The organism is Pseudomonas sp. MF06569 (assembly GCF_059862735.1).
Map to the genome: position 1 here is coordinate 1 of NZ_JCBCUZ010000006.1, position 25153 is coordinate 25153.

Below are 25153 nucleotides of genomic sequence, written 5' to 3' on the forward strand. Positions count from 1 at the left end.
TGAGCTAACCAATACTAATTGCCCGTGAGGCTTGACCATATAACACCCAAGCAATTTGCGTCGAAGAGACCAGATTGCGGTGTGTGAAGACGATACAAACCGAAAGTTTGCGACTCACAAAACACCAGACTATTACATACCCATTCGCTGGAGCGTAAACCGAAAGGTAAACGACCTGGCTACCGAATTTCTTGACGACCATAGAGCATTGGAACCACCTGATCCCATCCCGAACTCAGAAGTGAAACGATGCATCGCCGATGGTAGTGTGGGGTTTCCCCATGTGAGAGTAGGTCATCGTCAAGATTAAATTCCAAAATCCCTGTCTGCTCGCGCAGACGGGGATTTTGTTTTTATAGAAGTACCAAGTTTTCGCAGAGACGTTTTCATGACGGATCTGACACAGAATTTCTTGACGACCATAGAGCATTGGAACCACCTGATCCCATCCCGAACTCAGAAGTGAAACGATGCATCGCCGATGGTAGTGTGGGGTTTCCCCATGTGAGAGTAGGTCATCGTCAAGATTGAATTCCGAAACCCCTGTCTGCTAACGCAGACAGGGGTTTTGTTTTTGCGCAATATAAATCCCCAGCCCCTTCTGTTCTCAAGCCCTTCCTGTATCCCTTTTTAAAGCCACGGCTGCGCTTTCGTCGGATTAAACACATAGCTACCAAAAGTGGCTAAGTATTCCGCAATTGGTGCCGACAGCCTGTTGAGCAATGCGTACGAGCAGATCTGCCTAGAGGCTGTCTGCGCTGTTACACACAACGGTGCCCACGTACGCATCCAACCTTTTGGCATAAGAAGTCCCATGCTATGAATCTAAAGTTCAGCCATAAAATCCTTCTGGCCGCTTCAGGGGTCGTGGTTCTGGCGTTTGCATTATTCACTTTGTATAACGACTACCTGCAGCGCGACACCATCAAGCAAAACATCGAGTCTTCGGTGCAGCAAGCTGGCAACCTGACAGCCAGCAGTGTTCAGAATTGGCTCAGTGGCCGCATCCTGGTGCTGGAGAGCCTCGCACAAAGCATTGCGCATCAAGGCAGCCAGGCTGATCTGCCTGGCCTGGTCGATCAGCCAGCGTTTACCTCCAACTTCCAGTTCACCTACGTCGGGCAAGCCAACGGAGTTTTTACCCAGCGCCCCGATGCCACAATGCCCGAAGGTTATGACCCCCGTGAGCGCCCTTGGTACAAGCAAGCTGTAAGCGCTGGTCAGACCATGCTGACACCGCCCTACATGGCAGCTGTCGGGGGCTTGATTGTGACCATCGCCATGCCGGTTAAAAAAGGCGGTGAGCTGCTCGGTGTGGTCGGCGGTGATCTGAGCCTCGATAGCCTGGTCAAAATCATTAACTCAGTTGATTCAGGTGGTCTGGGTTATGCGTTTTTGGTGAGCAGCGATGGCCAGATCATCGTCAGTCCGGATAAAAATCAGGTGATGAAAAACCTGAAGGATATCTACCCGTCCAGTGCTCTACGCATTGAAAAAGGTGTTCAGGAAGTCAGGCTCGACGGCCAGGAGCGGATTATTTCCTTTACCCCGGTGACAGGCTTGCCGTCCGCAGATTGGTTTATCGGTCAATCCATCGACAAAGAAAAGGCTTACGCGCCGCTGTCTAAATTCCGCACATCGGCAGTGATTGCGATGTTTATTGCCGTGGCCGCGATTGCACTGCTGCTGAGCTTGTTGATCCAGGTATTGATGCGTCCGCTCACTACGATGGGGCGTGCGATGCAAGATATCGCGCAAGGCGAAGGCGACCTGACTCGGCGCTTGGTCATTGAGAACAAGGATGAATTCGGGGAGTTGGCCAGCTCGTTCAACCAGTTCGTTGAGCGTATTCACGCGTCAATCAGCGAAGTGTCCTCTGCTACCCGCCATGTGCATGATTTGTCTCACCGCGTCATGGCATCGTCCAACGCATCCATTGTCGGTTCGGACGAGCAGAGTGCGCGAACCAACAGCGTGGCCGCCGCCATCAACGAGTTGGGCGCTGCCACCCAGGAAATCGCCCGCAATGCTGCCGACGCGTCACAGCATGCCAGCGGAGCCAGTGAGCAGGCAGACGATGGTCGCAAGGTTGTCGAGCAGACCATCCAGGCCATGACCGAGCTTTCGCAGAAGATCAGTCTGTCGTGTGCGCAAATCGAAACCCTGAATGCCAGCACCGACAATATTGGCCACATTCTGGATGTGATCAAAGGCATCTCTCAGCAAACCAACCTGCTGGCCCTCAACGCAGCCATTGAGGCCGCGCGTGCGGGGGAGGCGGGTCGAGGCTTTGCCGTGGTGGCCGATGAGGTGCGCAACCTTGCTCACCGCACTCAGGAGTCGGCGGAGGAGATACATAAAATGATCACCTCGCTGCAAGTGGGTTCCCGCGAAGCGGTCAGCACCATGAATGCGAGCCAGGTTTCCAGCGAAGAAAGCGTCGAGGTCGCCAATCAGGCGGGGGCTCGATTGATCAGCGTGACTCAACGTATCGAAGAAATCGACGGAATGAACCAGTCGGTTGCCGCCGCAACCGAGGAACAGACCGCCGTGGTCGAAACCCTCAATGTGGATATCAACCAGATCAACCTGCTTAACCAGCAAGGTGTGGTGAACCTCAACGAAACCCTCAAGGACTGCGATGCCCTTTCGCAGCAAGCCAGTCGTCTCAAGCAATTGGTCGACAGCTTCAAGATCTGAGGATCGCAAGTCGCTCAAGACTTATCCACAGCCCTGGCGTTTCAAGCGTCAGGGCTGTTTTGCATTCTGAGTGTTCAGATAGTGGGTTATAGCCGTAACACCGCGTTGCAGATGTAACTCCAACTCTGCAATGCATGACTCAACATCTCTGGCTCGGGCATGACGCAACAGTGCCCTGTGATCGTCCTGGCACAATTTGCCAAGGTCCATCTGCTCAAGGTTAAAACGCAGAAAGCGTTCTTCCTCGATAAGCCCTGCCTCAATCAACGCCAGCAGTTTTCGATTCGGCGCCCTGCAGTAAAGCGCCTGATGAAATTGCCGGTTGAGTGTGCCGATCTTGCCGAAATCTGTTTCGGATTCAAGTGCCTCGATATAGCTGTCGGCCGTTTCAAAGTCTTCGTCAGTCAGCAGTGGTACTGACAGACGCAGTGCCTGGGCTTCAAGCAACAGGCGCAGCTCGTAGGTCTCCAGCGAGTTGTCCTCGATCAAAGGAGCAACAACCGCGCCTTTGTATTGCACGACCTGCAGCAAGCCTTGAGCTTCAAGCTGACGCAGTGCCTCGCGCACGGGCATTCGGCTAACGCCAAACAACTGTGCCAACGCTTCTTGGCGGATTGCGGTGCCGCATGGCAAGCGGCCATCAAGAATGGCGTTGCGCAAGGTTTCTTCAATCACCGCCCGCGCCAAATGAGCGGGTATGGGGCCTGATACAACTATGCTGTTTAAAGGATTGAGTTTGACGGCCACGTTGCTACTACCTACGCCGAAAGTTCAGCACGCTTGTTTGGATCCAATTCAAGTTAGGTACTGACCCAATCCTTGTCAAACCTTGTTACGTTTAGTTTAGCCTGACTGCGAGATAAGAGATTGCATGGTGCCACTATCTTTCTTTTCCAGGACGCTTCATCCCGCTCCCTTTTGTCAGGGCCTGTGCCCTACAATCGCCAAAATCAAAGCTGCCCAAATCGCAGCCTTAATGCACAGCAGGTGAAGGATGGGCGTACTCAGCAAGAACGATGTGGGGGAGTTGCGGTTGCGTACTCCTGAGTCGCCCCACATTGCACTCACTCAAATAGTTCGCCAGCCGTGGCTGTGGTGCATTTTGCTCTTGGCCTCAGTGGTGCGGTTCTATGGTTTTACAGCCTCTGCCGTCTGGTGCGACGAGGGCTCCAGCCTGATGCTGAGCGACTATCCCCTCGCCGAAATCTGGTTGCATGCGTCGCACGATGTTCACCCTCCGTTGTATTTCATGCTGCTTCATGGCTGGATGGCGCTGTTTGGTGACGGTCTTGTCTCCATCCGAGCCCTGAGTGTCTTGCCGGGTATCGCAACCGTATTGCTGGGCATGTGGCTCGTGCGGTTGATTGCCACCCAAAGAGCCGCGTTACTGGCCGGGCTTCTGCTGGCATTGCTGCCGACTGCAGTGCGTTACAGCCAGGAAGTGAGGATGTACTCGCTCATGGGGCTGTGGCTGATAGGCGCCACGATTGCGCTGGTCTATTGGGTTAAAGCGCCGCATAAACTCCGTTATCCGGTCATTTACACCGGGTTGATGGCGGCAGCGTTCTATACGCATTACTTCACCGCTTTCTGTGTGATCGCCCACTGGCTCTATCTGTTGATCAGTGGCCGTAGCTCCGGGTGGTTGATCAAGCGTCCCGCCTGGTGGTTGGCCAATGTTGCCATTGTGTTGTTGTTTCTACCCTGGCTCCCCGGCCTGGTGGATCTGCTGCAGCACATGGACGACCTCAAGAGCGGCGGTGATGTGGGCTGGGAGCCTGCAGTCGATGCCCGATCTTTGCCCGCCATGACCTGGCAGCTTTTGATTCAGGACGAAGGCGACAACCTGCCTTGGCCGCTGTTCTGGCTGGCACCGCTTGCACTGCTGGGCGGCTTGGTATGGATGGCGGTTCGCGATTCATCCCGGCATAAATTCACTGGATTGATCGTGATTTACACCCTGCTGCCGATCCTGGCCATTTACGCCGTGTCGTTTGTCTCGCCGCTGTTTATCGAGCGTTACGTGATGTTTGCCGCACTTGGCTTGCCACTGCTTGTGGCGATCGCAGTGGATCGTCTGCTCAAGCACAAGCGTGCGTTAGCCTTCGCACTTTTGTCACTGTTTGTTGGCACTGAGTTGGTGGGCCTGCGCAGTAACTTCAGCAGCGATGCCGACCATTTTGATCGTCTGGTTGAGCACGTAAACCAACAGTTCCTGCCTGGTGACCGGATCGTAGTCAGTGACCTGTTCTGGTACTTCAGTTACGTCTACTACAACAAGACCGGGATTGAACCCCTGCTCTACACGCCGCCCACAGACAGTGGCGCATCCGGACGTCCGAACAACTACGGGTTTGGCACGCTGGTGAACGCCAATGGGGCCAAGATCTACGTTGATCGACTGGCAGACTTGCCGGCCGGTACGGGGCGGGTCTGGCTGATCAGCAGCAAAGAGCTGCCGGACGATTTCGGCTCTATTCCAGCAGGTTGGCACAAAGCACAGGACTTGGCCGTCGATGACACCCAGGCTCGACTATATTTGACCTGCCTTGGGGCCGAATGCGGCCCTGAACCTGAATGGAGTCAACTCAATGCAAAAGCCAACCCATAGCCTCCCGTCCTTGTTCAAACAGCTGGGCCTGCCGTCCAGCCCCGAAGATATCGAAAAATTTGTCACAACCCATTCACCGCTCAAGCCTGACCTGAAGCTTGAAGACGCATTTTTCTGGACGCCTGCCCAAGCGGCGTTTTTGCGTGAAGAGCATCTTGAGGATGCCGACTGGGCTGAAATCGTCGACCAACTGAACCTCATGCTGCGCACAAAACCGATCGTAGGTAAGCAGAAATAAATGGCAACACTTGACTGTGATCATCTGGCCGCGCAATATTAATAGTTAGCAAACTAACATTATGTGACGCCTCTTGCCTGACACTCTCGATCCACTGCAAATGAGCATCAGCACCGGGATGGTGGTTGCGACTCGCCATTGGCGTCGCGTCTGCCAGGCTACGCTGGTCAACTACGGCATTTCCGAAGCCTGTGCCATGCCGCTCCTGATTATCGGGCGCTTGGGGGAGGGGGTGAGACAAGTCACCGTGGCCCATGCTGCCGGGATGGAAAGCCCGTCGCTGGTGCGTCTGCTCGATCAGCTGTGCAAGGCCGGCTACGTACGCCGCTGTGAAGATGCCAGCGACCGACGCGCCAAAACCCTGAGTCTTACCGACACCGGACGCGTCCTGGTGCAATCCATTGAAGCCCAACTCGTGCAACTGAGAAGAGCGGCTCTGGCAGGCATTTCGCTGGCTGACCAGGAAGCCGCACTGCGTGTGATCAAAGCCTTTGAAGCGGCCGGTCAACTGCCTGACGGAGCGATGAATTGAACGGGTTTTTCAGCAGCATGCCGCCTGCCCGTGACTGGTTCTATGGTGTGCGCACGTTCGCCGCATCGATGATCGCGCTGTATATCGCATTGTTAATGGAAATGCCCCGTCCGTATTGGGCCATGGCCACGGTTTACATCGTCTCCAGCCCCTTCGTCGGGCCTACCAGTTCCAAGGCGGTGTACCGCGCACTGGGCACCCTGATCGGCGCTGCGGCTGCCGTATTTTTTGTCCCGCTATTTGTGCAAACGCCATTTCTGCTGGTGTTGGTGATCGCGCTCTGGACCGGCATTTTGCTGTTTCTGTCGCTGCACCTGCGCACTGCCAACAGCTACATATTCATGCTTGCCGGTTACACCATGCCCATGATCGCTTTGCCGATTGTGGATAACCCGCTGAACGTCTTCGACATCGCCGTCTCGCGTACCGAGGAAATCATGCTCGGGATAGTCTGCGCGGCGGTGGTCGGCAGCATGTTCTGGCCTCGCCGCTTGACCCCGGTTTTTATCGACTCGGCGGCCAAGTGGTTCGCCGATGCGAGCAATTACAGCAAGCACTTTCTGGCTCGCGACGTTGAGCCGAGCAAAGCCAGCGGCCTGCGCGCCTCGATGGTCACGACCTTCAACAGTCTGGAAATGATGATTGGCCAACTGCCCCATGAGGGCGCGCACCCGCAAACCGTGCGCAATACCAAAGAGTTGCGCGGGCGCATGATCCACTTGTTACCCGTGGTCGATGCACTGGACGACGCACTCTACGCGCTGGAGCGTCGCGCCCCTGAACTGCTCGATAAAGTCACTCCTTTGCTCGACCATGCTCAGTTGTGGCTTGAAAGTACCCGGGAAGGGGCTTCGATCGAGCATTGGCAAGCATTGCGCCATGAACTCGAAGCGTTACAACCCAGTGCCGCGGCGCTGGATGATCGTCGCCAATTGGTCTTTTCCAACGTGCTGTATCGACTGGGCGAATGGATCGACCTGTGGCAAGACTGTCGCAGCTTGCAAAAAGCCATATCGACCGGCAGTCAGGATGTCTGGCGTGCCGTATACCGGCATTGGCGCCTTGGGCGGCTGACGCCGTTTCTCGATCGCGGGCTGATGCTCTATTCGGCATTTTCCACCGTGACTGCGATTGTCGTCGCCTCAGTGCTGTGGATATTGCTCGGCTGGACCGACGGCGCCAGTGCCGTGATTCTGGCCGCGGTGGCCTGCAGTTTTTTTGCCTCGATGGACGACCCGGCGCCGCAGATCTACCGATTCTTTTTCTGGACCTCGCTGTCGGTGGTGTTCGCCAGCCTGTACCTGTTTGTAATCCTGCCCAACCTGCACGACTTTCCGATGCTGGTGCTGGCGTTCGCAGTGCCGTTCATCTGCGTGGGTACCCTGACCGTACAACCGCGTTTTTACCTGGGCACATTGCTGACCATCGTCAACACCGCTTCGTTTATCAGCATCCAGGGCGCCTACGATGCGGACTTCATGGTATTCATGAACGCCAACCTGGCAGGCCCCATCGGTCTGCTGTTTGCCTTCGTCTGGACCCTGCTTGCGCGTCCGTTCGGTGCTGAGCTGGCGGCCAAGCGTCTGACGCGTTTCAGCTGGCGCGACATCGTCACCCTGACCCAGCCCGCGACTCTGGCCGAGCACCGGCACATGGGGGCGCAAATGCTTGATCGCCTGATGCAGCACTTGCCGCGTCTGGCCTTGACCGGGCAGGACACGGGCAGCGCTCTGCGTGATCTGCGGGTTGCACTCAACCTTCTGGACTTGCTGGCCTATGCGCCAAGGGTCACGGGTATACCGCAACGGCTGTTGCGTCAGGTGGTGAGCGATGTGGGTGACTACTTTTGCGCCTGCCTCAAGGCGGGTGAGCGTTTGCCAATGCCCCTTGGCCTGCAAATGACCATGGACCGCACTCGTCGCGCCCTCAACGCCAACGACCTGCAAGGCGAAGGTGAAACGCGGGTTCACCTGCTGCATGCCCTTAGCGGGCTGCGTCTGGCTTTGCTGCCTGGCGTCGAATTTATCGTCGACAACGACGACCTGCCACATCCTCAGGCTCAAAGCATTGATGGAGCGCCGCTATGATCGGTGATGTAGATATCAGCGGGGTATTCCTGCCCACGCTCCTGGTATTGATGGGCATTACCTATTTACTGTTTTTGGTGGTTCACGGGTTACTCACGCGTGTGCACTTTTACCGTCTGGTCTGGCACCGGGCTTTGTTCAACGTCGGTCTCTACGCTCTGTTACTCGGCGTTGTGGATTCGTTTAGTCGATATCTGATGACATGAAAAAACCTTTACTGACCTTGGGCCGTGTCGTTCTCACCTTATTGGTGGTGACGTTTGCCTGCGTCGTGGTCTGGCGCATGACCATGTATTACATGTTTGCTCCCTGGACCCGCGACGCCCACATCCGAGCCGACATTGTGCAAATAGCTCCCGATGTCTCGGGCCTGATCAAGCAGGTCGATGTGCGTGACAACCAGCTCGTCACCCGTGACCAGGTGTTGTTTGTCATTGATCAGGAACGCTTCAAACTGGCGTTGCGCCAAGCCCAGGCCACGGTTGCCGATCGCAAGGAAACCCTGGCGCAAGCCCAGCGTGAAAGCCGTCGTAACAAGGGGCTGGGTAATCTGGTCGCCCGTGAGCTGCTCGAAGAAAGCCAGTCCCGTGAAATGCGCGCTCAGGCCGCACTCACCGAGGCCCAGGTGGCCGTGGACAGTGCCCAGCTCAACCTGGACCGTACCGTCGTGCGCAGCCCGGTTGATGGCTACGTCAATGACCGGGCACCCCGGGTCAATGAGTTCGTCACGGCGGGGCGGCCTGTGTTGTCGATTGTCGACAGCGCCTCGTTCCATATCGACGGTTATTTCGAGGAGACAAAGCTCGATGGCATCCATGTCGGTCAGAGCGTTGATATCCGCGTGATTGGCGACAATGCCCGTTTGCGTGGTCATGTCGAAAGCATCGTGGCGGGTATCGAAGACCGTGACCGTACCAGCGGCCAGAACCTGCTGCCCAACGTCAATCCGGCGTTCAGCTGGGTACGGCTGGCGCAGCGGATTCCGGTGCGCATTGTGTTTGATGATGTGCCGGAGGACTTTCGCATGATCGCCGGTCGCACTGCGACAGTGTCCATTATCGAAGACTCGTCCAAAGACAGACCTGCCCCGGAGAGTGCGCGATGAAAGCCGTTCACCTGGCAGCCGTAGGGCTGGGTTTGCTGCTGTCCGGTTGCCAGTTGCTTGGCCCTGATTACCACTTGCCCAAAGACGCGGCCATGCAACGCCCGGACTTGCAGGGTGAACTGGCGGGCGAGGGTGCCAATGTGATGTCCGCGCCGGTCCCCGACGATTGGTGGAAGCTCTACCAAGACCCGAAACTCAACGAGCTGGTACGTCAGGCGCTGGCCTCCAACACCGACTTGCGGGTCGCGGCGGCGAACCTGTCGCGGGCGCGGGCTCAGGTTGAGCAGGCGCAGTCGGCCGGAGGCTGGAGTGGCTCGGTGAAGGCGGGCGCTCAGCGTCTGCAAGAGTCCGGGGAAGCCTTCCTGCTGGCGGATAAGGTGCCGGTGGCCAACGTCGGCGACCTGGGCATCAGCACTTCGTATCAGTTCGATTTATGGGGCACCTTGCAGCGCGGTATCGAAGCGGCGCAGGCCAATGCCGACGCAACTCAGGCCGCCGCCGACACCGCGCGCATCACCCTGGTAGCGGATGTGGTGCGGGCGTACACCCAAGTGTGCGCAGCCAATGAAGAACACCACATCGCTGATGAATCCCTCAGGCTGCAAGCGCAAAGCACCAGCCTGACCCAGCGTCTGCGTGATGCGGGCCGCGGCGACGAAACTCAAGTCACCCGCTCCGAAACCCAGTTCAAATCGTTGCGGGCAGAATTGCCTCGTTACGAGGCGTTGCGCCAGTCCGGTTTGTTCCGCCTGTCCATGTTGCTGGCCAAGCCGCTGGACCAACTGCCATCGGGCGTTGCCACCTGTGCCGAGCTGCCGCACATCGCGCAACTGCTGCCTGTAGGTGACGGTGCAGCGCTGCTCAAGCGCCGCCCTGACGTGCGTCAGGCCGAACGCCATCTGGCCGCAGCGACCGCTGAGATAGGTGTCGCCACGGGCTCCCTGTACCCGGACATCAGCATCGGTGCCAGCATTGGCACGGTGGGCATCATCGACAACCTGGGCACGGCGCCCACCAACCGCTGGGGCTTTGGCCCGATGCTGAGCTGGACGATTCCGACCAATGGCTCGCGAGCCCGAATTCGTGAAGCAGAGGCTGTCACCCAGGGGGCATTGGCCAGGTTCGACGGCGTAGTGCTCAACGCCATCCGTGAAACTCAGACCAGCCTGGTGCAATACACCGCGCTGTTGCAGCGCCGCGATGCATTGGCAGATGCAGAGCAGTCGGCAAAAACCGCGGCCGATCAGACCCATCAGTTCTTCCAGGCCGGGCGCGAGTCATTTTTGGCCGACTTGCAAGCAACCCGTACCTACACCGACATGCGCGCGCAATTGTCGGCTGCCAATACCCAGGTAGCCATGAGCCAGATCGATCTGTTTCTGGCCCTGGGTGGCGGCTGGGAAAGTGGACGAACGCACGCCCCGGCAAACGCTAAACCCTGACAGCGTTGCTATGCTCTGAACTATCGGTATCAGAACGATGGTTCAGGGCGTTTGCGGGTCTGTAGCCCTCCTCATCGTGCAGACCATGCCTGATGGGGATACTAATAATGAAAAACCCTTATGCTCCCGGTTTCTGGTGTGCTGTAGCGGCGGTAGTGCTGCTTTCGGCGACTTACTTCTACGGCATCATGCTGGCGCACCAGATCGACAAGGCAATGATCTTTCTCGACAGTGCCAGCGCCCTGATTGCCGTACTGGCCATAGTGGTAGTGGCCTGCGCCCTGGTGCAAACCCGGCAAATCAAAAAGCGCCAGATCACCCAAGGCCAGACCCGTGTCCTTATCTGGGACACCAAGGTTGCATTGCGCCGGGTCGAAACGGTATTCGATCGCTATTTCTGGGGGAGCTACTGGCAGCCGGGCCGAACCTTCCAGGAGTTCATGGGCGAGCTGACCGGCACGCCGCTGGAAAAGAGCCTGGATGCCCTTAAAGCCCAATGCCTGCAACTCGATAAAGCCCTGCCATCCGAAGATCGCCAATGGCTCGACACTGCGCGTGAGCTCTCGGATGTCGCCGCGGCGATGGCCCGTGAGCGCTATCAGCTAGATTATTCGGATGTGTCTTTCAATTCCGTAGGAGAAACCTGCATCGACCACGACCTGGAGGTGCTGGTGTACACCTGGAGTGCCAGCCTCAAGAGCTTTGATCATCAACTTGACGAGATCGACCAGCGTTACGCTCAACCCGCATGAGGCCTGGCGTCACTCAAGAGCAGCGCCTGCTCTGTCGCCAGTGTTAACCTGCTAGCACTTTGGGCCCATGAAGGGCTTTGCAAAGACCGCTTTTACTTTCAACACAACGGACATTGAACGGGTCAATTGATGAACAAACCATTAGGCGTGCTGGCAGGGATTGTGATTGTTGTTGGAGCACTGAATACCGCCGGGGCGTGGTACACCGGCAGCAAAATCGAAGGTGTGTTGCAGGCCGCGATTGAGCAATCCAACCAGGAGCTGGCAACCCAACTTCAAGGCTCCACCACCCACGGCACTCTCGAACTGGTGTCTATTGAGCGCAACCTCTACAGCAGCACCGCGCACTATCGCCTGAAACTCCAGGACGACAAAGCGGGCCCGGACGCACCACCTGTAGAGTTGCTGTTTGTCGATAACATCGAGCATGGCCCGCTGCCGTGGTCGCGCATCAAGACGTTCAAGTGGATGCCAGTGATGGCAGTCAACAATTACGCGTTGGAAAAATCCCCTTTCACCGAAAAGTGGTTCGCTGCAACCAAGGATCAGACGCCGCTCAAAGGCCAGGTCACCATGGGTTACAACCGCTCGGTTGATGGTCATATGGAACTGGTGGCGCTTGAGACCAAGCTGGACGACAACTCCAGCTTCAGCTTCTCGGGCCTGACCATGGAGGCTCAAACCGATGCCGATGGCCAGAACCTGAAAGCCAAAGGCTATATGGACCATCTCAAGCTCCACGCGGTCACGGTCGACAACCCGCCCGTACTGGTTGAACTCAATGGTCTGACCCTCGCCAGCGACCTGAAAAAAACACCATTTGGCTTCTATCTCGGCCAGAACGTGATGGTACTGAGCGAAGGCCAACTGACGTATGGCGCCGCACAATCGGTCATCAAACTCAAAAACTTCGAGTACGCGGATTCCTCTTCCGCTACTGGCAACCTGATGTCCGGGCGCCTGTCTTACAAAGTGGGTGACATCACCCTGGACGGCAAGCCAGTGGGCAGCGCGCAAATGGTCCTCACTGCCAGCAGCCTCGACATCCCGGCCATGCAGGCGCTGTTGCAGATCTACCAGAACAAATTCCAGCCTCAGGCTGACGGCACCTTGCCGCAAACACCGCTGACCCCGGCCGAACAAGTGTTGATGCAGGTCGAGGTTGAAAAACTGCTGGCCGCCAAACCGCAGCTGGCGCTGGAAAAGTTCACGATCAAAACCGAAAACGGCGAAAGCCAGCTCAACGTTGCCATGAGCCTGGCCAAGCCAACCTCGTTTGAGGCGGCGCCTATCGAAGTCACCAAGCAAATGCTGACTGCGCTGGATGCAAAACTGCAGTTGTCCAAGCCTATGATTGCTGACCTGTCAGCTGTTCAGGCGCAACTGGTCGGTCAAACTGACCCGCAAACCATTGCCAAAATGGCCAGCATGAACAGTGAGATGGCAGGTGTGATGGCCGTGCAAACCGGGTTGGCCAAAGTGGATGGCAACAACATCCTGGCTTCGCTCAATTACGCAGAAGGCCTGGTGGACCTCAATGGTCAGAAAATGAGCCTTGAAGACTTCATCACTGCAATGACCACACGCTTTGGCGGTGTCGCCAGCCAGCAGTAAATCATTCGTGGGAGCGCTGCGGTTTTTCTGAAGACCGCAGCGTTTCAATCGCGAGCAAGCCCGCTCCCACTGGATGTATGCAGGCGTGAAAAAACCACGCGCAACTGCACGTCGTGTTCAATTTTTGAGGGGGGTAAACACGGTTCCCTTGAATAAGGGAACGCATCTATAGACGGCGTAAATATGGCGGAGAACGGGGGATTCGAACCCCCGACACCCTTTTGAGGTGTACTCCCTTAGCAGGGGAGCGCCTTCGGCCACTCGGCCAGCTCTCCGCGAAACGCCGCGTATAGTAACCAGCCTTTCGTCAGTTGCCCATAAAAATTTAACCTGGCTGACGTTTAGCTGAAAAAAAACCCGAAACACAGGCACACGACGACTCACCGGATTCTCGGCGAGAGGCAAAAATGCGTTGGGGAGTCTTGAATTTGACGCTGTTCCCTTGGACAAGGGAAAGAAGATGGTGCCCAGGCGTCGTTTGAACTGGAGGCTGTGATGCCCGTTTTATAAGGGCTTGGCAGATCTTTCTTCGGTTAGGCATACATGAGGGCATACACGGCGCTCTCTGCTGGGGTGTTTTTGCCCGTTTTCGCTCTCTGATCGAGACGCCCACAAAATGATGGTGAATCAGATTTTCGCTATCGGATGATCGGCACGATTTGGCCTATGGCGAGTCAGCCGGAATTGGTTCGATTGCCTGGCCCATCACTTTTGGAGATTGATCTGCCTGATGGGTTGGATTTGAGCCAGCAGGTATTTGCAAAATTGCCGGGGCCGTGCGGTCACTCAGCAGCAACACCAGTATCAGAAGTACAAAGACTGCAATCACGGGAAATGATCCTAGCCACAATAAGATGCGGCGTCGGTGCTGGTCTTCATTCATCGGTGCAAGCCCTTGCAGCTCGACAGCTGCTACATGACAAGATTGCCACCAATGTAGTTTCTATCGTTGTTGATTGCCAACCCATAACCCAGCCGGTTTCTGAATCCATCCGTAATCAGCCTGACTGACCGTCCCCCCAGAATTGGCTAGTCGGTGCCAACGCCACACTGTGGCATTCCCACCACCCTGTTTCAGGGTAGCGATCAGGTATTGACGCGCCTCATTCATGGGGTTTGTTTTCGCAGCGGTGGCGTTCCAGTAATTACCGGATTTCCCCGTAATTAGCCTGACCTCCCATTTCGGTATGGCAGGGTCGCGACACGTCCGGTTCAGAGTGAGCTTGCGCGGCCATTGCGGAGTAACGAATCGTTACCCCATACCGGACACCATGCTGGGCTGAAAAGTCAGCCCAGCTTTTCGCAAGCCATGCTCGTCGGCAAATGATGACGCGCTGAGCTGGTCGCTGTTTGCTGTTTGCTGATCCAGGGTGGGCGAAATACCCACCCAACCGAACGATATGACTTTCATCTGCCGAACCTGCCCCGTCATTTCAACGGGGCAGGTTTTGGGCGCTTTGCAATGATCAACAAAGGCATTGGCCACAAAGGAAGTGCTTCGCCGGATGACAACACGCTTGGAATGGTCGCCATCTGCGGACCAGGGGTGAACGATTCGTTCAGCCCCACCAGCCAATGAACCTCGCATTGCATGGCTCAAATCTGAGCCATCAGTCGTCATCCAGCTCGGCATCCATCACAAGGCCCAAGCGTTCGGCGCGCCCGCTCATGCTGGACTGAACCGTGGCGGCATGATCCAGGGCATTGCGGTAGATCGCCTCCATCGCGTCCTTGTCCACCAGGGCAATGGATGGCTTCTCGACGATCTCAACCTTCTCTTTCCACAGCTCAGGCTGGCGGTTCTTGAGCCAGAAGGTGGCCAAGTGCGGGTTGGGCGGGTAGTGCTTCATTGTCGGAACCCGAACAACCTTGTCGTCTATGACCTTGATAACTTCCTCTGGGTGCGAATAGCCGAAGGCGCCACGGTAAACGGAGTTGGCCACGTTGGCATCCGCTAGGGCCATGCCCGCCTTCAGGGCAGCCTTGAAGTCGGCGCGGCGCCCCTGCCATTCATAGAAAGTGCTCTCCGATATTTCGAGAATCTCGGCTATCTGCTTATGCGGAATGCCGAGTTGCGCCAGCTTGTAGGCCAACTCGGCATACTTGGGCCTGTACTTGCCTGGCCCATCGGAAGGGAACAGCCCGTGTAGGGCCGTGCCGTCAAAAAAATAGCCATCGGCAGCGTCATCAATCACCCCCTCGATGGTTTCTCCCTCGCGCGCGCGCGCGTTGGCCTCCGATTCTGGCGGTATCGATCCATTCCCCGCCCGCTCTACACCCCCATCAAACTTGCCGTTGCCCCCGCCAGCACTGGCCTTTGCCTTACTTTTCGAGCCGCCGGCCATGGTTTCGCTGATGGTTTCTCCCATGGTTTCTATGGTTTCGCTAACTGGCTTAGGCCCGCCCCCACGATTTGCCTTTGCCTTACCCGAAGCCTTGCTGCCTGGGGCTTTAACGAATTCCACCCCGGATGGTTTCTGGCTCGGTGCCTTTTGCTTCTCCCAGCCTTGCTTGAGCGCGGCTTTGCGAACGGCTGGCACTGAAACGGGAAGTGCTTGCTCATTGACCAGCCAGGTGTAGCCGTCGCGCGGGTCTTGCTCCCATGCGTCGCGAACCTCTTCCCACTGGTCTGGGGTTAGTTTAGGTGCCTGGGCCATTACGCAAATGCTCGCCGTGGCTCTTTGGTGCGCCGCCGGCCTTGCTTCGCAGCAGCGACAGCCCGCTCTACGGCGCTCAGTAGGCGCGTTCCTCCACGCAACTTGAGCCACCTATAAGGGTTAAGGGTCTCAACCCGAGCCAGAGCCTCTAGCGCTTCTTGGGTCGCCATTTCAACGTCTGCCAAAGCCCCTTCAAGAAGTGCAGTGCGACCCAGAATCGCTTGCACGGCAATAACGTCACGGTTAGTCATGCGAGCCCACTCGGTTTTCATGGCCTCCACCATTTCCTCCATCACAATGCTCGGCATCCCGTCGCCCTGCATACGATCGCTAGTGCACAGTAAGTAATCGACGGAGACGCCGTAGACGCCGGCGGCTCTCTTGAGCATCCATACCGGTATCTGGCTGGAGTACAGGCCATGCTCAATCTTGGCCAGCTTCGAGCTGTTGGCATATCCCAAGCGTTTTGCAGCGGCGAGCTGGCTGAAACCTGCAGCTAGGCGAGCCTCACGCAAACGTAGACCGATGGCCTGGACTAAGGCGATTTGCTCGTCTTTAGACGGGATAACATTTGCTGCGGTCATGGTTTCACCTGGCTGTAATGCTCTGGCATCAGCAGTCGGCCTTCTGATAGAGCAATGAGCAGGGCCTTGGCCAAATAGTCGCCACTTTCAGCCGCCGCCCGCAGATCAAGCCAATACCCCCTCAAGGTTGCCACGCTTGGGCGAATATTCTTCTTTCCCGGCACTCGTTTCGGAGTCGATATTTTTGCAGTGTTCAAGGTGCTCTCCCTTCCTGTTGAGTAAAACAGCAGCCCGCTATGGGGCTGCGTCAGCAACGAGTGCGTTACTCAATGGCGGGGAGCGGATAGAGGTAGTTCACCTTGGCCTCGTAAGAGCTGACGACCGCTCTCAGCGCAGAAACCTTTTCAGGTATTGCTTTGGCTTCATCGAGTTTCGCCGCAATGTCAGCCAAAGAGGGCTTAGCCACTGACAGGGCCGTCTCCTCTGGAATGTCGTCCTCAATGAGGGCGGCAACTTTTGCATTGCGCGTACTGCGCATATTGTTGGCGATCACTCGAAGGTCGCTAGCCTCTGAGTCAGCGTCTTTGATCTGTTTGAACACATCGTTCAGTTTGTTTCCGCCCACACCGTAAGTCATGGCGTCACGCGCTTTCCGAATGTCGCTTGTAGCTGCGGACATTTGATTAACCTGGCTCAGTGCGTAATCACGACGCTGTTTTTCTACCTGCAATGCATTTTCGTGGCTGCCATGCGTTCTGATAGCTGCCAGCCAACGGGCATTCATGCGGGCACGCCTGAACTCTGCAAAAAGACCGTCGGCTTCGGTAGCCAGCTTTGAAAACTCTTCGATATCAGTTGTCGTAACCAAATCAGCCAATTTTGCGTGAGCCAGCAGTTCTTCACGTTGTTCCGGGGTGATGTTCGTGTTGTTCATGTCTATTCCTTGGTTGGTTTTAGACATGGTGGCAACCGGTGTCGAAGGCCCTGAGCTGAATTTTCTTATTTCGGTTAATTCGTACTGATTTAGCCAAATCGGGCCAAATCTAGCCAAATTGAGCGAGATTGGTTTTGCTGGAAAACCAGCCCAGACGGCTCGCCTAGCGCCCTCGACAATGCGACTCAACCACCGCATAGGGCTGCAAGCCAGGCTCCGCGAAACTAGCGGCCCTGCATATGACCGATTTTTACAGGGATACGAAAATGTCAGTAGTTACAGGAACGGGTGCCGCCTCGGCATCGATAAATTTGATGAACGAGATGACTTCCATTTGGGACGGGCTGAATCCGCACCTGGTCGCCAAGTTTTATGAGGTGGATCATCTCGGACGTATGGTCGATGACATCGTGGTCAAGGCAGCATTGACCGACGAAGCCGATATACAGATGTCGTTTAACTGGCAGTCACCGTTTGAAGGCTCTGGCCCCGAGAGCAGAGCCCCGGCGTTGATGGGCATGCTCCAGTCTGGCGCGTTGAAACCGCTTATCGAGTCCATTGGGAATGCAGCGGGTCGCGCAGTTGGCAGTGATATTGGCGACAAGATCAAGTCGGCCGGCGCCAACATCGACGAAGCTCGAGGCCGCACCGGGATGACAAAGCTGAATTCGACCCAGATTTTTAGCGGGTCAGCGCCACACAAGATCAGCGTCACACTGCTTTTCCGTGCCTGGCGCGATCCTACTGCCGAGGTTGAAAGACCAATGGAACAGTTCATGAATTGGGCTCACCCTCAGAAACTGGCGCCAGAGGGCACGATGCTAACGGGCGCCCTCAGCTTCCTGTCCGGCGAAAAAGGGTTGCTGGATGCCATGCTGCCCTCGTTTAGCCCGTGCATGATTGCGATGGTCTACAAAGGCCGGCGGTATGCGCCGTTGGTGATCGAATCGGTCGGGATGCCCTTGAGCGCTCCCATCGACGCGCTCGGCCGCTTCGTTCAGATGAGCCTGCAGGTCACCATGAGCACTCACCAATCTTGGGACAAGAACGATTGGCAGGCCACCCGGCGCATTTAAAGATTGCTTCGGAGCGGTCAGCACACGGTTAGGTTTGGCCGCATTGTGAGGCACTGTTGATTCAAGCACATGCAAGCCAGGTGCAAGGGGCCCAGCCCGGCGGGAGTCGGGAGGGCCCTGTAACTATCAGCGCAATCCTCGGCGCCAGCAAGCACCAGCTCCGCCAGGCTGGCAGCACTTTGATACTCGGCACGGCGGGTCGGGTTTACGTTGAGCACATCGCATAGCGCATCAAAGCCAAATGCTTCGATGGTGCCATGCTCACCGACCATAGTGTCCCAGGCATAGTTGGCCAAGGCTTCTAGCATCGCCTGCTCTTCGACCTTCAGGTTCAGGTCGGCGGCCAGGTCGAGCATCTCCACTTTACGAGCTGTAAACGGGAGGCCTTGCTTGGCGATCGTGCTGCCCCTTCGGTAATTTGCTCGGCTCTCTGCGATCCACGCCAAATCGCTCGCGTAGATGCGGCATATGCGTCGAATGCAAATCAGTCGTGCCCTTGGCGTTGCATCTGGCTTGTTGGCCAGGCGGCACAGTTCGCCAACCACCTTCATCCTGCTCAGCATGTTTCTGGCTCCTTTATACCGGCTGCAAACTGCTTCATATCCAGTGAACCGATCAATTTCCAAACCCTTTGAGCCGGTAGTGGATCTGGCGGGCCTTTACGGCGTTCTCTTCGACAGCAGTTGCGAGGCGCAGCCCGCCGCGAATTTTGCCCCAGTCGCGAGGGTTAAGTGCTACCACTCGTTGTATCGCGTCCTCCAGCTCCTGAATGACACTGATCTGCAGATCGGACAACGATTTCACAGCGGACAATGCGTACTGGATGCGAGCACTTTCCAGTACATCTTTCGCTCGAACTTCTCCTAAATGATCTGCCGTCTGAATCAACAGCTCTCTGACAACGTCGCACAGTTCGCCAACTTCTGACTCTTCGGAATGCCCCAAAAGAAAGTCAGTTGTGACCTTGCAAGCAGTAGCAATGCGGCGGAGGTGCCAAGAATCAAAGGAGCCTTGACCTTTTTCAAGCGCGGCGAGATCACCGGCCGTAAATCCCAGCCTTTCAGCCATTGCAACCTGACTGAGCCCTGCCAGACGCCTGGCCTCTCTCACGCGTTCCCCGACCAGTCTGTTGACTTGCGCAAGCTGGCGAATACAGGGAGCCGCCGAACCGATAGGGCTGATTGGTTTGGGCTGACACAGATCGGCATGCTGTGTTTCTTGCGTGGTTTGATCCGTGTTCATTGGTGCGATCCTGCTTGAGGGTCAAGGACGTGGTCAGTTCTAACCTAGCAAGGCTTCGCTCTGATCAACAAGGTGAATTCAGATGGTTCAAAAATCAGCATCAGCCAATCAAGTTATCCAGAATGGCTTCAGCCTCTTTGCTATCGATGTCGTCGCCACGCATCAAGTGACGGAAAACAGCTTTGGCTTCATCCTTGTTGCGGGGCCGCATCTCCGCGAGCAGGCCAAACACGAAGTGTTTCCGTGCGTAGGCCTCCTGCGACCCCTCAGCGTCTATGGAGCTGCTGCAGAACGCGCAACGCAACCGGTACAACTCATTCCAGTAGTCCAACTCGTACAGGCAGTCAGCCAACGTCTGTGGCATCAGATCCGGGCGGCCCTTAAATCGGGTGGCAATGTCGGACTCGTCAATTGATCCGAGCTGTCCAACCTTAGCCCCGTCCAGGACTTCGGCGCAGAACACTTCGGCGTCAGTGTCGTACATGGCGCGATCACCGAAACGCGCACGGCCTTCGACTCGGGTGTGGTGGTCGGCAATGGCGGATCGGGCCAGCCCTTCCAGGTTGGCAAAGCCGATGGTCTTGAATACAACCGTCCAGTTACCAGGATCGGCAGCGGACAGTAGGTGGCTGTATCTCTTTTCAAGTTCGTCGAGCGGGGTTTTGATGCGCTTGGCAGCTTCTAGGGCTGTCTCGATATGCGCGGCGTTACCTGTCTTGATGATCGAGCGCAGCCACAGCACGGCGTCCACTTCCTTGTCCCCTGTCACTCGCTGCTGAGGCGGCAGCTCAGGCACGCTGGGCAGGGTTTCTCTGCTTACCTTGATCGGCGGCAAGGTGAACAGTGCACGGTGCTGGTCGTTGTCGCGGAATGCCCCCGAGCGTGAAACTAGGGTCTTCACTGTCCCCAGCGGAAGGCCGGTTGCCTCGGCGACTTCGCGTAGAGAGTGACGGCGGCGTAGGTCTAGCACCTGGCGGCGTTTCTCATCTGAAACAGGCTGTTTCACCGTTATCTTTTTAGAATCCACGGCTGAATTTCCCCGAGAAGTCGCGCCTGGCGTCGTATTCGTCCTGATTGGCCTCGCGGGTGCCAGCGAAGCTCACGAACCGGGAGAACTGGCCCTGTTGCTGTACGAGGCATGACCCGACCGGCGCGTGCCTGCATTTTGTCATCAGAATCTCGGTGACGCCGTTCTGGCCTTGCTCGGTATCCATGTCCCGATGAACCATCAGGATGCAATGGGCGTCTGCCTCGATCTCGCCGGAGTCGCGCAGATCGGAGGATACTGGCTTCTTTCCGACACGTTTGGTCGACTCGCGATTGAGCTGTGACAGCAGGATCACTGGCACGCCAAGCTCTTTGGCGAGATTGACCATAGCCTTAGTTATCTTCCCGACTTCTTCCGCCCGGCTTCGACCCTTGGCGTCACCAGGTACCAGACCGAGATAATCCACCATGAGTACGTCCAGGCCGTGGTCGCGCTGTACCTGCCTGGCAACGGTGCGAATGCGCGCCGGAGTCATGCCAGGGCGGTCACAGACGTACAACGGCTTGCCTTTGATCTTGGCCACCGCCGCAGTCAGCCCGGCCCAGTCGCCGTCCTGCATATCGGTTCCGCTATCCAGCCGGCCGATATCGACCGAACCAAGCGATGCCAGCACGCGCTGACCAAGTTCTTCTTCGGGCATCTCCAGGCTGAATACCAACGCAGTGCCGGCGCCGCTTATGGCTATGTGCTGGGCAATCTGCAAGCCCAAGGTGGTCTTGCCGCTACCGGGCAAGCCAGCCACGACGGTGACAGTGCGCGGACGTAGGCCACGCGTCAGCTTGTCCAGATCCGGCAACCCGCTGGATAGTCCGCTTTCCTGCCTGCCGTTGTGCTTGGCGTCGATGGTATCGATGTTCTTCTCGATGATTTCATCGATTCGCTTGTAATCCGGCTCCCCGTCATCCAGATCGCGCAGATCCGCCATGGCCTGCTGAGCGCTTGCGATGATCTGAGCTAGCGGCAGGTTCTCGGTGGCCGAGTCGCGGACTGAATCAGCCGCATCCACCAGTCGCCGCAACACAGCGCGCTCCCGAACAGTCCTGGCGTAGCTGGCCCAGTTGGCGGCGCTTGGCACATTCATAGCGATCTCGACGGCGTAGGCGATGGTCGATTCGCCGTTCGGCAAGCGTTCGCGGAATGTGCCGACAGTTACCGGGTCGATAGGCTCGCCGGAGGCGTGACAGTCCAAAATCACCTGGTACATCGCAGCGGTTTTCAGGTAGTAGAAGTCGGCTGCAGTGACCTTGTTGCTAATGGAATCAAGCAGGCTGGTGTCCTTCATCATCGCACCTAGGACGCCGTGCTCAGCCTCGAGGCTGAATAGTTCGCGGCTCATTGCTCTCCTCCACGGGAAGATTCCCAGTCGAAGGCAATGGCCTGGCCACCATTCTCGCGCAGACGATCTAGGGCGCGATCGCCGATGTAGGCAGACAGCTTGGCGCTGGGCAAGTTCGAGGTGACGATCGTTGGCAGCATATTTCGGTACCGGGTATCGATGATCTGGTGCAGGGATTGGCGCTCGAACTCAGTTCCGCCCTGCGCGCCCAGCTCGTCGATCAGCAGCAGGTCGACCTTAGTTAGTTCGGTCAGGATGCTCTGCTCGGTAGGGCACGAGTCGCGCACAAAGCTGGCCTTGAGCGCGGCAATGATGTCGGGGGTAGGGGCGTACAGCGCGGAGACGCCGTAGCGGGTCACTACTTCCTTAAGGATCGCACAACCCAAATGCGTCTTACCGTTGCCGAAGTTGCCGAGTAGCAGTAAGCAGCGGCCGGCGGCCAAATTCTCTTCGAACTGCTCGACATATGCCTGGCAGGTGCCCACGGCAATCTTCTGGCCCTCCAGCCGGGTCAGGTAGTTACCCAGCGAGCAGCTGCGAAAGCGCGGAGCAATACCGGTGGCGAATAGAGCGGCGTTCAGAGCCTCCCTGCGCTTACTGGCCAACGCCGAGGTATGAGCCGCGCTACAGGTGTCAGCGATGTTGATGGCCTCCCAGCGGCAGCGTGGGCAGGTCAGCATGAGGTTATCGCCATCGAAGGCCTCAACCACCTTGCGATCGTATTCACCGTGGGTTGGACAGATGTCGATGCGGGTTTTGACGCGTGGCTGGGTGCCAAATTTAGAAATTTGCACGGCTTACCCCCAGTTTTGCGTTTTCTTCGGTCTTGGCGCGAATCTCTTCAGCGTTCACCTGTGGCAGGTTCACAAAGCGCGACTGCTGTGGGAGCGGGCGAACATTGGCTGGCGGCCGAGCGCTGCGGATCCAGTTACGCCAGGTGGCGAGCCAATCCAGCTTTACCGCCTTGCTGCCGGACAGCGAGTGCCAGTAATCGGCGAACTTCTCACCCTCTTGTGCCAGCAGATCGCTGGTGAACTCAGGGCGATCAGTGCGCGCCCAGCTCAGCCAGTCGTCAGGCAGCGACCAGTCGGCAGGCAGTCGGGTGCCCTGGGTCTTCTTGGGTTGATCATGGCTCTGTGTCGCTTTCGAGTCCTTCGCTTCATCCCTGGCAGCAGGAGGTTCGCCAGCGGCGACATGCTCTTGAAGGGAATCAGGAATCAGGTTAAGGGAATCAAGAGAGAGGGAATCAGCCGGGCCGGTATGGTGGTCGCCCCATGCTTGCACCGTACTAGCACTGTGCTCGACTGGTGCCAGCCCATTTCCGTCAGGTGCTGGGATGGTGCTTTTTGGTTCCTTGACGTGCGGGTTCTGGTGTTTGGCGAAGTTTTCGACCTGGATAAAGAGTTTCCCGCCAATCGAGTAGCGAACGATGAAGTCCTCTTGGGCCAGCCAATCAAGCATGGAATTAACATCCAGGCCGTCACGGTAGGGGAATAGCTCACCCTTGATACGGAGAGGGCGATCTTCAAGGCGACCGGCTCTGTCGGCCAGCAGCCAGAGGCCCGCGAACAAAAGCGTTATCATCGGATCGGCAACGCCGAGAATCTCGTTCTTGAACAGGGCCGGCTTGATGTTTCGCGCTCTGGCCATCACTCGTCCCCTTGGTCGTCGCCGACCTTGTCGTCTGGTACGCGGAAGCGGTGGATGGCACCGCCGGGCATGATGTCGATGAGCGGGTCGAACGGAATGACGTTACTCATGGCTTACCTCCCGGCGATCAGCGCCAGCAAAGGCCCGACAGACCTGGCCGTTGTTGCGTGCGAACCAGTAAGTCAATTCGTCGATTGAATCGACCAGGCAGGACGTCACCATGGCATCGGCGCTACGCATAACTACGCGGCCAGCTTCGGCATCAACCTCGGTCAGAAAGGGGCCGAGAAGTGCCTTGGGCGCTTTCGGATGGGTGACGTACCAGAGTTCGGTGGCTTTCTTCGAGCAAGCCGGGAGCGCACCCACTGTGTTGCAGGTTTGGTTATTCATGTTCAGTTAGTTCCCCAACAGTTCGGTGCGACGACGTTCCGTGCGAGAGCAAAGATCGTTGGTTTCTCGGATCCACTGGCCGTTATCGATCAACTCAAGCTGGCGCAACGTGTTCAGGCAGCCATCGCCCGCGTTCATCGCGCTATCGAGTTCGAATACGGTTGAGGCACTGTTAATACCGTCGTGAGTGCTCTTGATGATTTGCACTGCCGTGAGTGGTGCGCTCATTACACACTCCCTGCGGCAATAATTTCGCCAAGATCTTCACCGCGCTCTGCCAGTTGATCTGCAAGGAGCTGTACGGCTTCCAGAAGGCCGCTCAAGGCGGAGGGGGTCAGGAAGTCGCTGTCGTCTTCGATATCAAGACGGCTTAGGTTCTCGCCAATCAACCCCGCGATTGCCCCCATGGCGCGGCCAGATCGGCGCATAAGGATGGCATCGCTTTCGGCATGCGCTTGGAAGTCCACGGCCGGTTTAGCAGGTGCTGCTTTCTTCAGTTGGGCAACGGCGCTCATTGGGCCACCTCCTGGGCTTCCAGTTGGCGAGCGCGGGCCATGTGGGCGTTGTAGCGTTTGAGGCGAACAGACAGGCTTGAGTCGGCATGAAGGGCGGCGATTGCCATAGCGCGGTGCGCGGCGGCTTTGCCGGATGTGGCGGACGAATCTTGAGTGCGGGAGAACTGCATAGGTAACGCTCCTTTTGCTGAGGAGCTACCGTCATCACTTGCCGATGATAGGCGGTAGCGTTGTGCAGGCCGGCAAGGCCGGGGCAAAAGGAACCCGGCAGGGGCGAACCCCTCCCACACAACGCCACCATAAATCACAGGCGAAAAAAAACTCCGCGCTGATAGGTGGGAGCTTGTGCTCCTTTTGCTCTCCGGGCTTGCCGTCCCGTGCGCTGAATTTGCAGCGACGCGCGCACCATACCGCTGATGGGTGCACTTGGCAACACTTGGGAAAGTCTGTGCGGCCTTTTCCACTTAGGCATCCCTCGCGGCGATCTTGGATTGCAGCCAGGCTTCCACCTCGGCCACAACGTAATAGGCGGCAGCCTGACGGGCATTGCTGAATTTGATCGGCTTCGGAAAGGTAGGGTCTTTTTTCTTGAGCTTGTCCAGACCGGAACGGGTCTGACCTATCTGGACGCATAGCGCGGGCTGGGGTATCAAGGCTTGGGTCAGGGCGGTATCGGTGTTCATAGGGGTGCATCCAAGTG

Annotated in this window: 29 protein-coding genes, 1 tRNA gene, 2 rRNA genes and 1 pseudogene; 15 read left to right on the forward strand and 18 right to left on the reverse strand. The window is 57.1% G+C overall.

Annotation, left to right across the window (positions count from 1 at the left end; all coding sequences use genetic code 11):
- The first annotated feature begins 190 nt into the window (after positions 1-190).
- The 4 genes and pseudogenes from rrf (AC19YQ_RS08000) to AC19YQ_RS08015 all read left to right on the forward strand — a co-directional run bounded on the left by rrf (AC19YQ_RS08000) (position 191) and on the right by AC19YQ_RS08015 (position 2700).
- Positions 191-306 (forward strand): 5S ribosomal RNA (rrf, locus tag AC19YQ_RS08000).
- A 105-nt stretch (positions 307-411) separates the two neighbouring features.
- A 5S ribosomal RNA gene (gene rrf, locus AC19YQ_RS08005) occupies positions 412-527 on the forward strand.
- Between the two features lie 292 nt (positions 528-819).
- Positions 820-1845, forward strand: a pseudogene (locus AC19YQ_RS08010) (cache domain-containing protein); the annotation flags it as partial.
- Between the two features lie 69 nt (positions 1846-1914).
- Complete coding sequence (locus AC19YQ_RS08015) at positions 1915-2700, forward strand: methyl-accepting chemotaxis protein (protein ID WP_395247549.1); 786 nt, start codon at positions 1915-1917, stop codon at positions 2698-2700.
- A 48-nt stretch (positions 2701-2748) separates the two neighbouring features.
- Here AC19YQ_RS08015 and AC19YQ_RS08020 read toward each other — a convergent pair whose 3' ends face one another.
- On the reverse strand, positions 2749-3447 hold the full coding sequence (locus AC19YQ_RS08020) for a GntR family transcriptional regulator (RefSeq protein WP_500594890.1): 699 nt from the start codon (positions 3445-3447) through the stop codon (positions 2749-2751).
- Positions 3448-3694: 247 nt separating this feature from the next.
- On the opposite strand from AC19YQ_RS08020, the gene AC19YQ_RS08025 reads away from it, so the two are divergent.
- The 9 genes from AC19YQ_RS08025 to AC19YQ_RS08065 all read left to right on the forward strand — a co-directional run bounded on the left by AC19YQ_RS08025 (position 3695) and on the right by AC19YQ_RS08065 (position 13081).
- The gene (locus AC19YQ_RS08025; RefSeq protein WP_339476974.1) at positions 3695-5311 is read left to right on the forward strand and encodes a glycosyltransferase family 39 protein; all 1617 of its coding nucleotides are present in this window, start codon (positions 3695-3697) and stop codon (positions 5309-5311) included.
- Positions 5292-5549 (forward strand): DUF2789 domain-containing protein, encoded by a 258-nt coding sequence (locus tag AC19YQ_RS08030; protein WP_133079325.1) that lies wholly within the window; start codon positions 5292-5294, stop codon positions 5547-5549. Before AC19YQ_RS08025 ends, AC19YQ_RS08030 begins: the two co-directional genes overlap by 20 nt.
- Positions 5550-5649: 100 nt before the next feature.
- Positions 5650-6081, forward strand: coding sequence for a MarR family winged helix-turn-helix transcriptional regulator (locus AC19YQ_RS08035; protein ID WP_326427748.1), 432 nt, complete (start codon positions 5650-5652; stop codon positions 6079-6081).
- Positions 6078-8168 (forward strand): FUSC family protein, encoded by a 2091-nt coding sequence (locus AC19YQ_RS08040; RefSeq protein WP_500594891.1) that lies wholly within the window; start codon positions 6078-6080, stop codon positions 8166-8168. Before AC19YQ_RS08035 ends, AC19YQ_RS08040 begins: the two co-directional genes overlap by 4 nt.
- Positions 8165-8374, forward strand: a complete 210-nt coding sequence (locus tag AC19YQ_RS08045; protein WP_016782973.1) for a DUF1656 domain-containing protein — start codon at positions 8165-8167, stop codon at positions 8372-8374. Before AC19YQ_RS08040 ends, AC19YQ_RS08045 begins: the two co-directional genes overlap by 4 nt.
- A complete protein-coding gene (locus AC19YQ_RS08050) occupies positions 8371-9273 on the forward strand; it encodes an efflux RND transporter periplasmic adaptor subunit (RefSeq protein ID WP_500594892.1) in 903 nt (300 codons plus the stop codon). Before AC19YQ_RS08045 ends, AC19YQ_RS08050 begins: the two co-directional genes overlap by 4 nt.
- Positions 9270-10715 (forward strand): efflux transporter outer membrane subunit, encoded by a 1446-nt coding sequence (locus AC19YQ_RS08055; RefSeq protein ID WP_133079322.1) that lies wholly within the window; start codon positions 9270-9272, stop codon positions 10713-10715. The genes AC19YQ_RS08050 and AC19YQ_RS08055 overlap by 4 nt, the downstream gene beginning before the upstream one ends.
- Before the next feature lie 107 nt (positions 10716-10822).
- Entirely contained in the window at positions 10823-11467 is a 645-nt protein-coding gene (locus AC19YQ_RS08060) for an NADH:ubiquinone oxidoreductase subunit N (protein WP_133079321.1), read from the forward strand.
- A 129-nt stretch (positions 11468-11596) separates the two neighbouring features.
- Positions 11597-13081: a YdgA family protein gene (locus AC19YQ_RS08065; RefSeq protein ID WP_219262597.1), complete on the forward strand. Its 1485-nt coding sequence runs from the start codon at positions 11597-11599 to the stop codon at positions 13079-13081.
- 184 nt (positions 13082-13265) lie between these two features.
- Here AC19YQ_RS08065 and AC19YQ_RS08070 read toward each other — a convergent pair.
- Positions 13266-13356: transfer RNA gene (locus AC19YQ_RS08070), tRNA-Ser, on the reverse strand.
- 391 nt (positions 13357-13747) lie between these two features.
- On the opposite strand from AC19YQ_RS08070, the gene AC19YQ_RS08075 reads away from it, so the two are divergent.
- Positions 13748-14092, forward strand: a complete 345-nt coding sequence (locus AC19YQ_RS08075; protein ID WP_500594893.1) for a hypothetical protein — start codon at positions 13748-13750, stop codon at positions 14090-14092.
- A 241-nt stretch (positions 14093-14333) separates the two neighbouring features.
- On the opposite strand, the gene AC19YQ_RS08080 is transcribed toward AC19YQ_RS08075, so the two are convergent.
- From AC19YQ_RS08080 to AC19YQ_RS08100, 5 genes are all read right to left on the reverse strand, one after another.
- The gene (locus tag AC19YQ_RS08080; RefSeq protein ID WP_500594894.1) at positions 14334-14702 is read right to left on the reverse strand and encodes a hypothetical protein; all 369 of its coding nucleotides are present in this window, start codon (positions 14700-14702) and stop codon (positions 14334-14336) included.
- A complete protein-coding gene (locus AC19YQ_RS08085; RefSeq protein WP_500594895.1) occupies positions 14692-15738 on the reverse strand; it encodes a helix-turn-helix domain-containing protein in 1047 nt (348 codons plus the stop codon). The genes AC19YQ_RS08080 and AC19YQ_RS08085 overlap by 11 nt, the downstream gene beginning before the upstream one ends.
- Positions 15738-16322 carry a helix-turn-helix domain-containing protein gene (locus AC19YQ_RS08090; protein ID WP_498292325.1) on the reverse strand — a complete coding sequence of 195 codons (585 nt, stop codon included), beginning with the start codon at positions 16320-16322 and terminating at the stop codon, positions 15738-15740. The genes AC19YQ_RS08085 and AC19YQ_RS08090 overlap by 1 nt, the downstream gene beginning before the upstream one ends.
- Complete coding sequence (locus AC19YQ_RS08095; protein WP_464013746.1) at positions 16319-16519, reverse strand: hypothetical protein; 201 nt, start codon at positions 16517-16519, stop codon at positions 16319-16321. Before AC19YQ_RS08095 ends, AC19YQ_RS08090 begins: the two co-directional genes overlap by 4 nt.
- A 65-nt stretch (positions 16520-16584) precedes the next feature.
- On the reverse strand, positions 16585-17196 hold the full coding sequence (locus AC19YQ_RS08100) for a hypothetical protein (RefSeq protein ID WP_464013745.1): 612 nt from the start codon (positions 17194-17196) through the stop codon (positions 16585-16587).
- A 314-nt stretch (positions 17197-17510) separates the two neighbouring features.
- On the opposite strand from AC19YQ_RS08100, the gene AC19YQ_RS08105 reads away from it, so the two are divergent.
- Positions 17511-18272 carry a hypothetical protein gene (locus AC19YQ_RS08105; RefSeq protein ID WP_133143838.1) on the forward strand — a complete coding sequence of 254 codons (762 nt, stop codon included), beginning with the start codon at positions 17511-17513 and terminating at the stop codon, positions 18270-18272.
- Between the two features lie 17 nt (positions 18273-18289).
- Here the strand turns inward: AC19YQ_RS08105 and AC19YQ_RS08110 are convergent, their stop codons facing one another.
- The 11 genes from AC19YQ_RS08110 to AC19YQ_RS08160 all read right to left on the reverse strand — a co-directional run bounded on the left by AC19YQ_RS08110 (position 18290) and on the right by AC19YQ_RS08160 (position 25136).
- Positions 18290-18835 carry a hypothetical protein gene (locus tag AC19YQ_RS08110; protein ID WP_500594896.1) on the reverse strand — a complete coding sequence of 182 codons (546 nt, stop codon included), beginning with the start codon at positions 18833-18835 and terminating at the stop codon, positions 18290-18292.
- Between the two features lie 52 nt (positions 18836-18887).
- Positions 18888-19514 (reverse strand): helix-turn-helix domain-containing protein, encoded by a 627-nt coding sequence (locus AC19YQ_RS08115; protein WP_500594897.1) that lies wholly within the window; start codon positions 19512-19514, stop codon positions 18888-18890.
- A gap of 100 nt (positions 19515-19614) precedes the next feature.
- Positions 19615-20541, reverse strand: a complete 927-nt coding sequence (locus AC19YQ_RS08120; protein ID WP_500594898.1) for a hypothetical protein — start codon at positions 20539-20541, stop codon at positions 19615-19617.
- The gene (locus tag AC19YQ_RS08125; RefSeq protein ID WP_500594899.1) at positions 20531-21898 is read right to left on the reverse strand and encodes a replicative DNA helicase; all 1368 of its coding nucleotides are present in this window, start codon (positions 21896-21898) and stop codon (positions 20531-20533) included. The genes AC19YQ_RS08120 and AC19YQ_RS08125 overlap by 11 nt, the downstream gene beginning before the upstream one ends.
- Complete coding sequence (locus tag AC19YQ_RS08130; protein WP_500594900.1) at positions 21895-22692, reverse strand: ATP-binding protein; 798 nt, start codon at positions 22690-22692, stop codon at positions 21895-21897. The genes AC19YQ_RS08125 and AC19YQ_RS08130 overlap by 4 nt, the downstream gene beginning before the upstream one ends.
- Entirely contained in the window at positions 22679-23548 is an 870-nt protein-coding gene (locus tag AC19YQ_RS08135) for a hypothetical protein (protein ID WP_500594954.1), read from the reverse strand. Before AC19YQ_RS08135 ends, AC19YQ_RS08130 begins: the two co-directional genes overlap by 14 nt.
- A gap of 102 nt (positions 23549-23650) precedes the next feature.
- On the reverse strand, positions 23651-23938 hold the full coding sequence (locus AC19YQ_RS08140) for a hypothetical protein (protein WP_500594901.1): 288 nt from the start codon (positions 23936-23938) through the stop codon (positions 23651-23653).
- 6 nt (positions 23939-23944) lie between these two features.
- Complete coding sequence (locus AC19YQ_RS08145) at positions 23945-24166, reverse strand: hypothetical protein (protein WP_153367455.1); 222 nt, start codon at positions 24164-24166, stop codon at positions 23945-23947.
- Complete coding sequence (locus AC19YQ_RS08150) at positions 24166-24453, reverse strand: hypothetical protein (RefSeq protein WP_500594902.1); 288 nt, start codon at positions 24451-24453, stop codon at positions 24166-24168. The genes AC19YQ_RS08145 and AC19YQ_RS08150 overlap by 1 nt, the downstream gene beginning before the upstream one ends.
- A complete protein-coding gene (locus AC19YQ_RS08155; RefSeq protein ID WP_500594903.1) occupies positions 24450-24623 on the reverse strand; it encodes a hypothetical protein in 174 nt (57 codons plus the stop codon). Before AC19YQ_RS08155 ends, AC19YQ_RS08150 begins: the two co-directional genes overlap by 4 nt.
- Positions 24624-24917: 294 nt before the next feature.
- Entirely contained in the window at positions 24918-25136 is a 219-nt protein-coding gene (locus AC19YQ_RS08160; protein WP_397463616.1) for a helix-turn-helix transcriptional regulator, read from the reverse strand.
- Positions 25137-25153: the final 17 nt, after the last annotated feature.

What these genes read in the sequence shown, in the direction of transcription:
- AC19YQ_RS08075 (WP_500594893.1), top strand. Translation starts at nt 13,748, where the DNA reads ATGGCGAGTCAGCCGGAATTGGTTCGATTGCCTGGCCCATCACTTTTG.
- AC19YQ_RS08060 (WP_133079321.1), top strand. Translation starts at nt 10,823, where the DNA reads ATGAAAAACCCTTATGCTCCCGGTTTCTGGTGTGCTGTAGCGGCGGTA.
- AC19YQ_RS08140 (WP_500594901.1), bottom strand. Translation starts at nt 23,938, where the DNA reads ATGAATAACCAAACCTGCAACACAGTGGGTGCGCTCCCGGCTTGCTCG.
- AC19YQ_RS08160 (WP_397463616.1), bottom strand. Translation starts at nt 25,136, where the DNA reads ATGAACACCGATACCGCCCTGACCCAAGCCTTGATACCCCAGCCCGCG.
- AC19YQ_RS08115 (WP_500594897.1), bottom strand. Translation starts at nt 19,514, where the DNA reads ATGAACACGGATCAAACCACGCAAGAAACACAGCATGCCGATCTGTGT.
- AC19YQ_RS08155 (WP_500594903.1), bottom strand. Translation starts at nt 24,623, where the DNA reads ATGCAGTTCTCCCGCACTCAAGATTCGTCCGCCACATCCGGCAAAGCC.
- AC19YQ_RS08150 (WP_500594902.1), bottom strand. Translation starts at nt 24,453, where the DNA reads ATGAGCGCCGTTGCCCAACTGAAGAAAGCAGCACCTGCTAAACCGGCC.
- AC19YQ_RS08030 (WP_133079325.1), top strand. Translation starts at nt 5,292, where the DNA reads ATGCAAAAGCCAACCCATAGCCTCCCGTCCTTGTTCAAACAGCTGGGC.
- AC19YQ_RS08135 (WP_500594954.1), bottom strand. Translation starts at nt 23,548, where the DNA reads ATGGCCAGAGCGCGAAACATCAAGCCGGCCCTGTTCAAGAACGAGATT.
- AC19YQ_RS08085 (WP_500594895.1), bottom strand. Translation starts at nt 15,738, where the DNA reads ATGGCCCAGGCACCTAAACTAACCCCAGACCAGTGGGAAGAGGTTCGC.
- AC19YQ_RS08035 (WP_326427748.1), top strand. Translation starts at nt 5,650, where the DNA reads ATGAGCATCAGCACCGGGATGGTGGTTGCGACTCGCCATTGGCGTCGC.
- AC19YQ_RS08065 (WP_219262597.1), top strand. Translation starts at nt 11,597, where the DNA reads ATGAACAAACCATTAGGCGTGCTGGCAGGGATTGTGATTGTTGTTGGA.
- AC19YQ_RS08125 (WP_500594899.1), bottom strand. Translation starts at nt 21,898, where the DNA reads ATGAGCCGCGAACTATTCAGCCTCGAGGCTGAGCACGGCGTCCTAGGT.
- AC19YQ_RS08090 (WP_498292325.1), bottom strand. Translation starts at nt 16,322, where the DNA reads ATGACCGCAGCAAATGTTATCCCGTCTAAAGACGAGCAAATCGCCTTA.
- AC19YQ_RS08045 (WP_016782973.1), top strand. Translation starts at nt 8,165, where the DNA reads ATGATCGGTGATGTAGATATCAGCGGGGTATTCCTGCCCACGCTCCTG.
- AC19YQ_RS08050 (WP_500594892.1), top strand. Translation starts at nt 8,371, where the DNA reads ATGAAAAAACCTTTACTGACCTTGGGCCGTGTCGTTCTCACCTTATTG.
- AC19YQ_RS08105 (WP_133143838.1), top strand. Translation starts at nt 17,511, where the DNA reads ATGAACGAGATGACTTCCATTTGGGACGGGCTGAATCCGCACCTGGTC.
- AC19YQ_RS08110 (WP_500594896.1), bottom strand. Translation starts at nt 18,835, where the DNA reads ATGCTGAGCAGGATGAAGGTGGTTGGCGAACTGTGCCGCCTGGCCAAC.
- AC19YQ_RS08015 (WP_395247549.1), top strand. Translation starts at nt 1,915, where the DNA reads ATGGCATCGTCCAACGCATCCATTGTCGGTTCGGACGAGCAGAGTGCG.
- AC19YQ_RS08080 (WP_500594894.1), bottom strand. Translation starts at nt 14,702, where the DNA reads ATGACGACTGATGGCTCAGATTTGAGCCATGCAATGCGAGGTTCATTG.
- AC19YQ_RS08025 (WP_339476974.1), top strand. Translation starts at nt 3,695, where the DNA reads ATGGGCGTACTCAGCAAGAACGATGTGGGGGAGTTGCGGTTGCGTACT.
- AC19YQ_RS08055 (WP_133079322.1), top strand. Translation starts at nt 9,270, where the DNA reads ATGAAAGCCGTTCACCTGGCAGCCGTAGGGCTGGGTTTGCTGCTGTCC.
- AC19YQ_RS08100 (WP_464013745.1), bottom strand. Translation starts at nt 17,196, where the DNA reads ATGAACAACACGAACATCACCCCGGAACAACGTGAAGAACTGCTGGCT.
- AC19YQ_RS08145 (WP_153367455.1), bottom strand. Translation starts at nt 24,166, where the DNA reads ATGAGCGCACCACTCACGGCAGTGCAAATCATCAAGAGCACTCACGAC.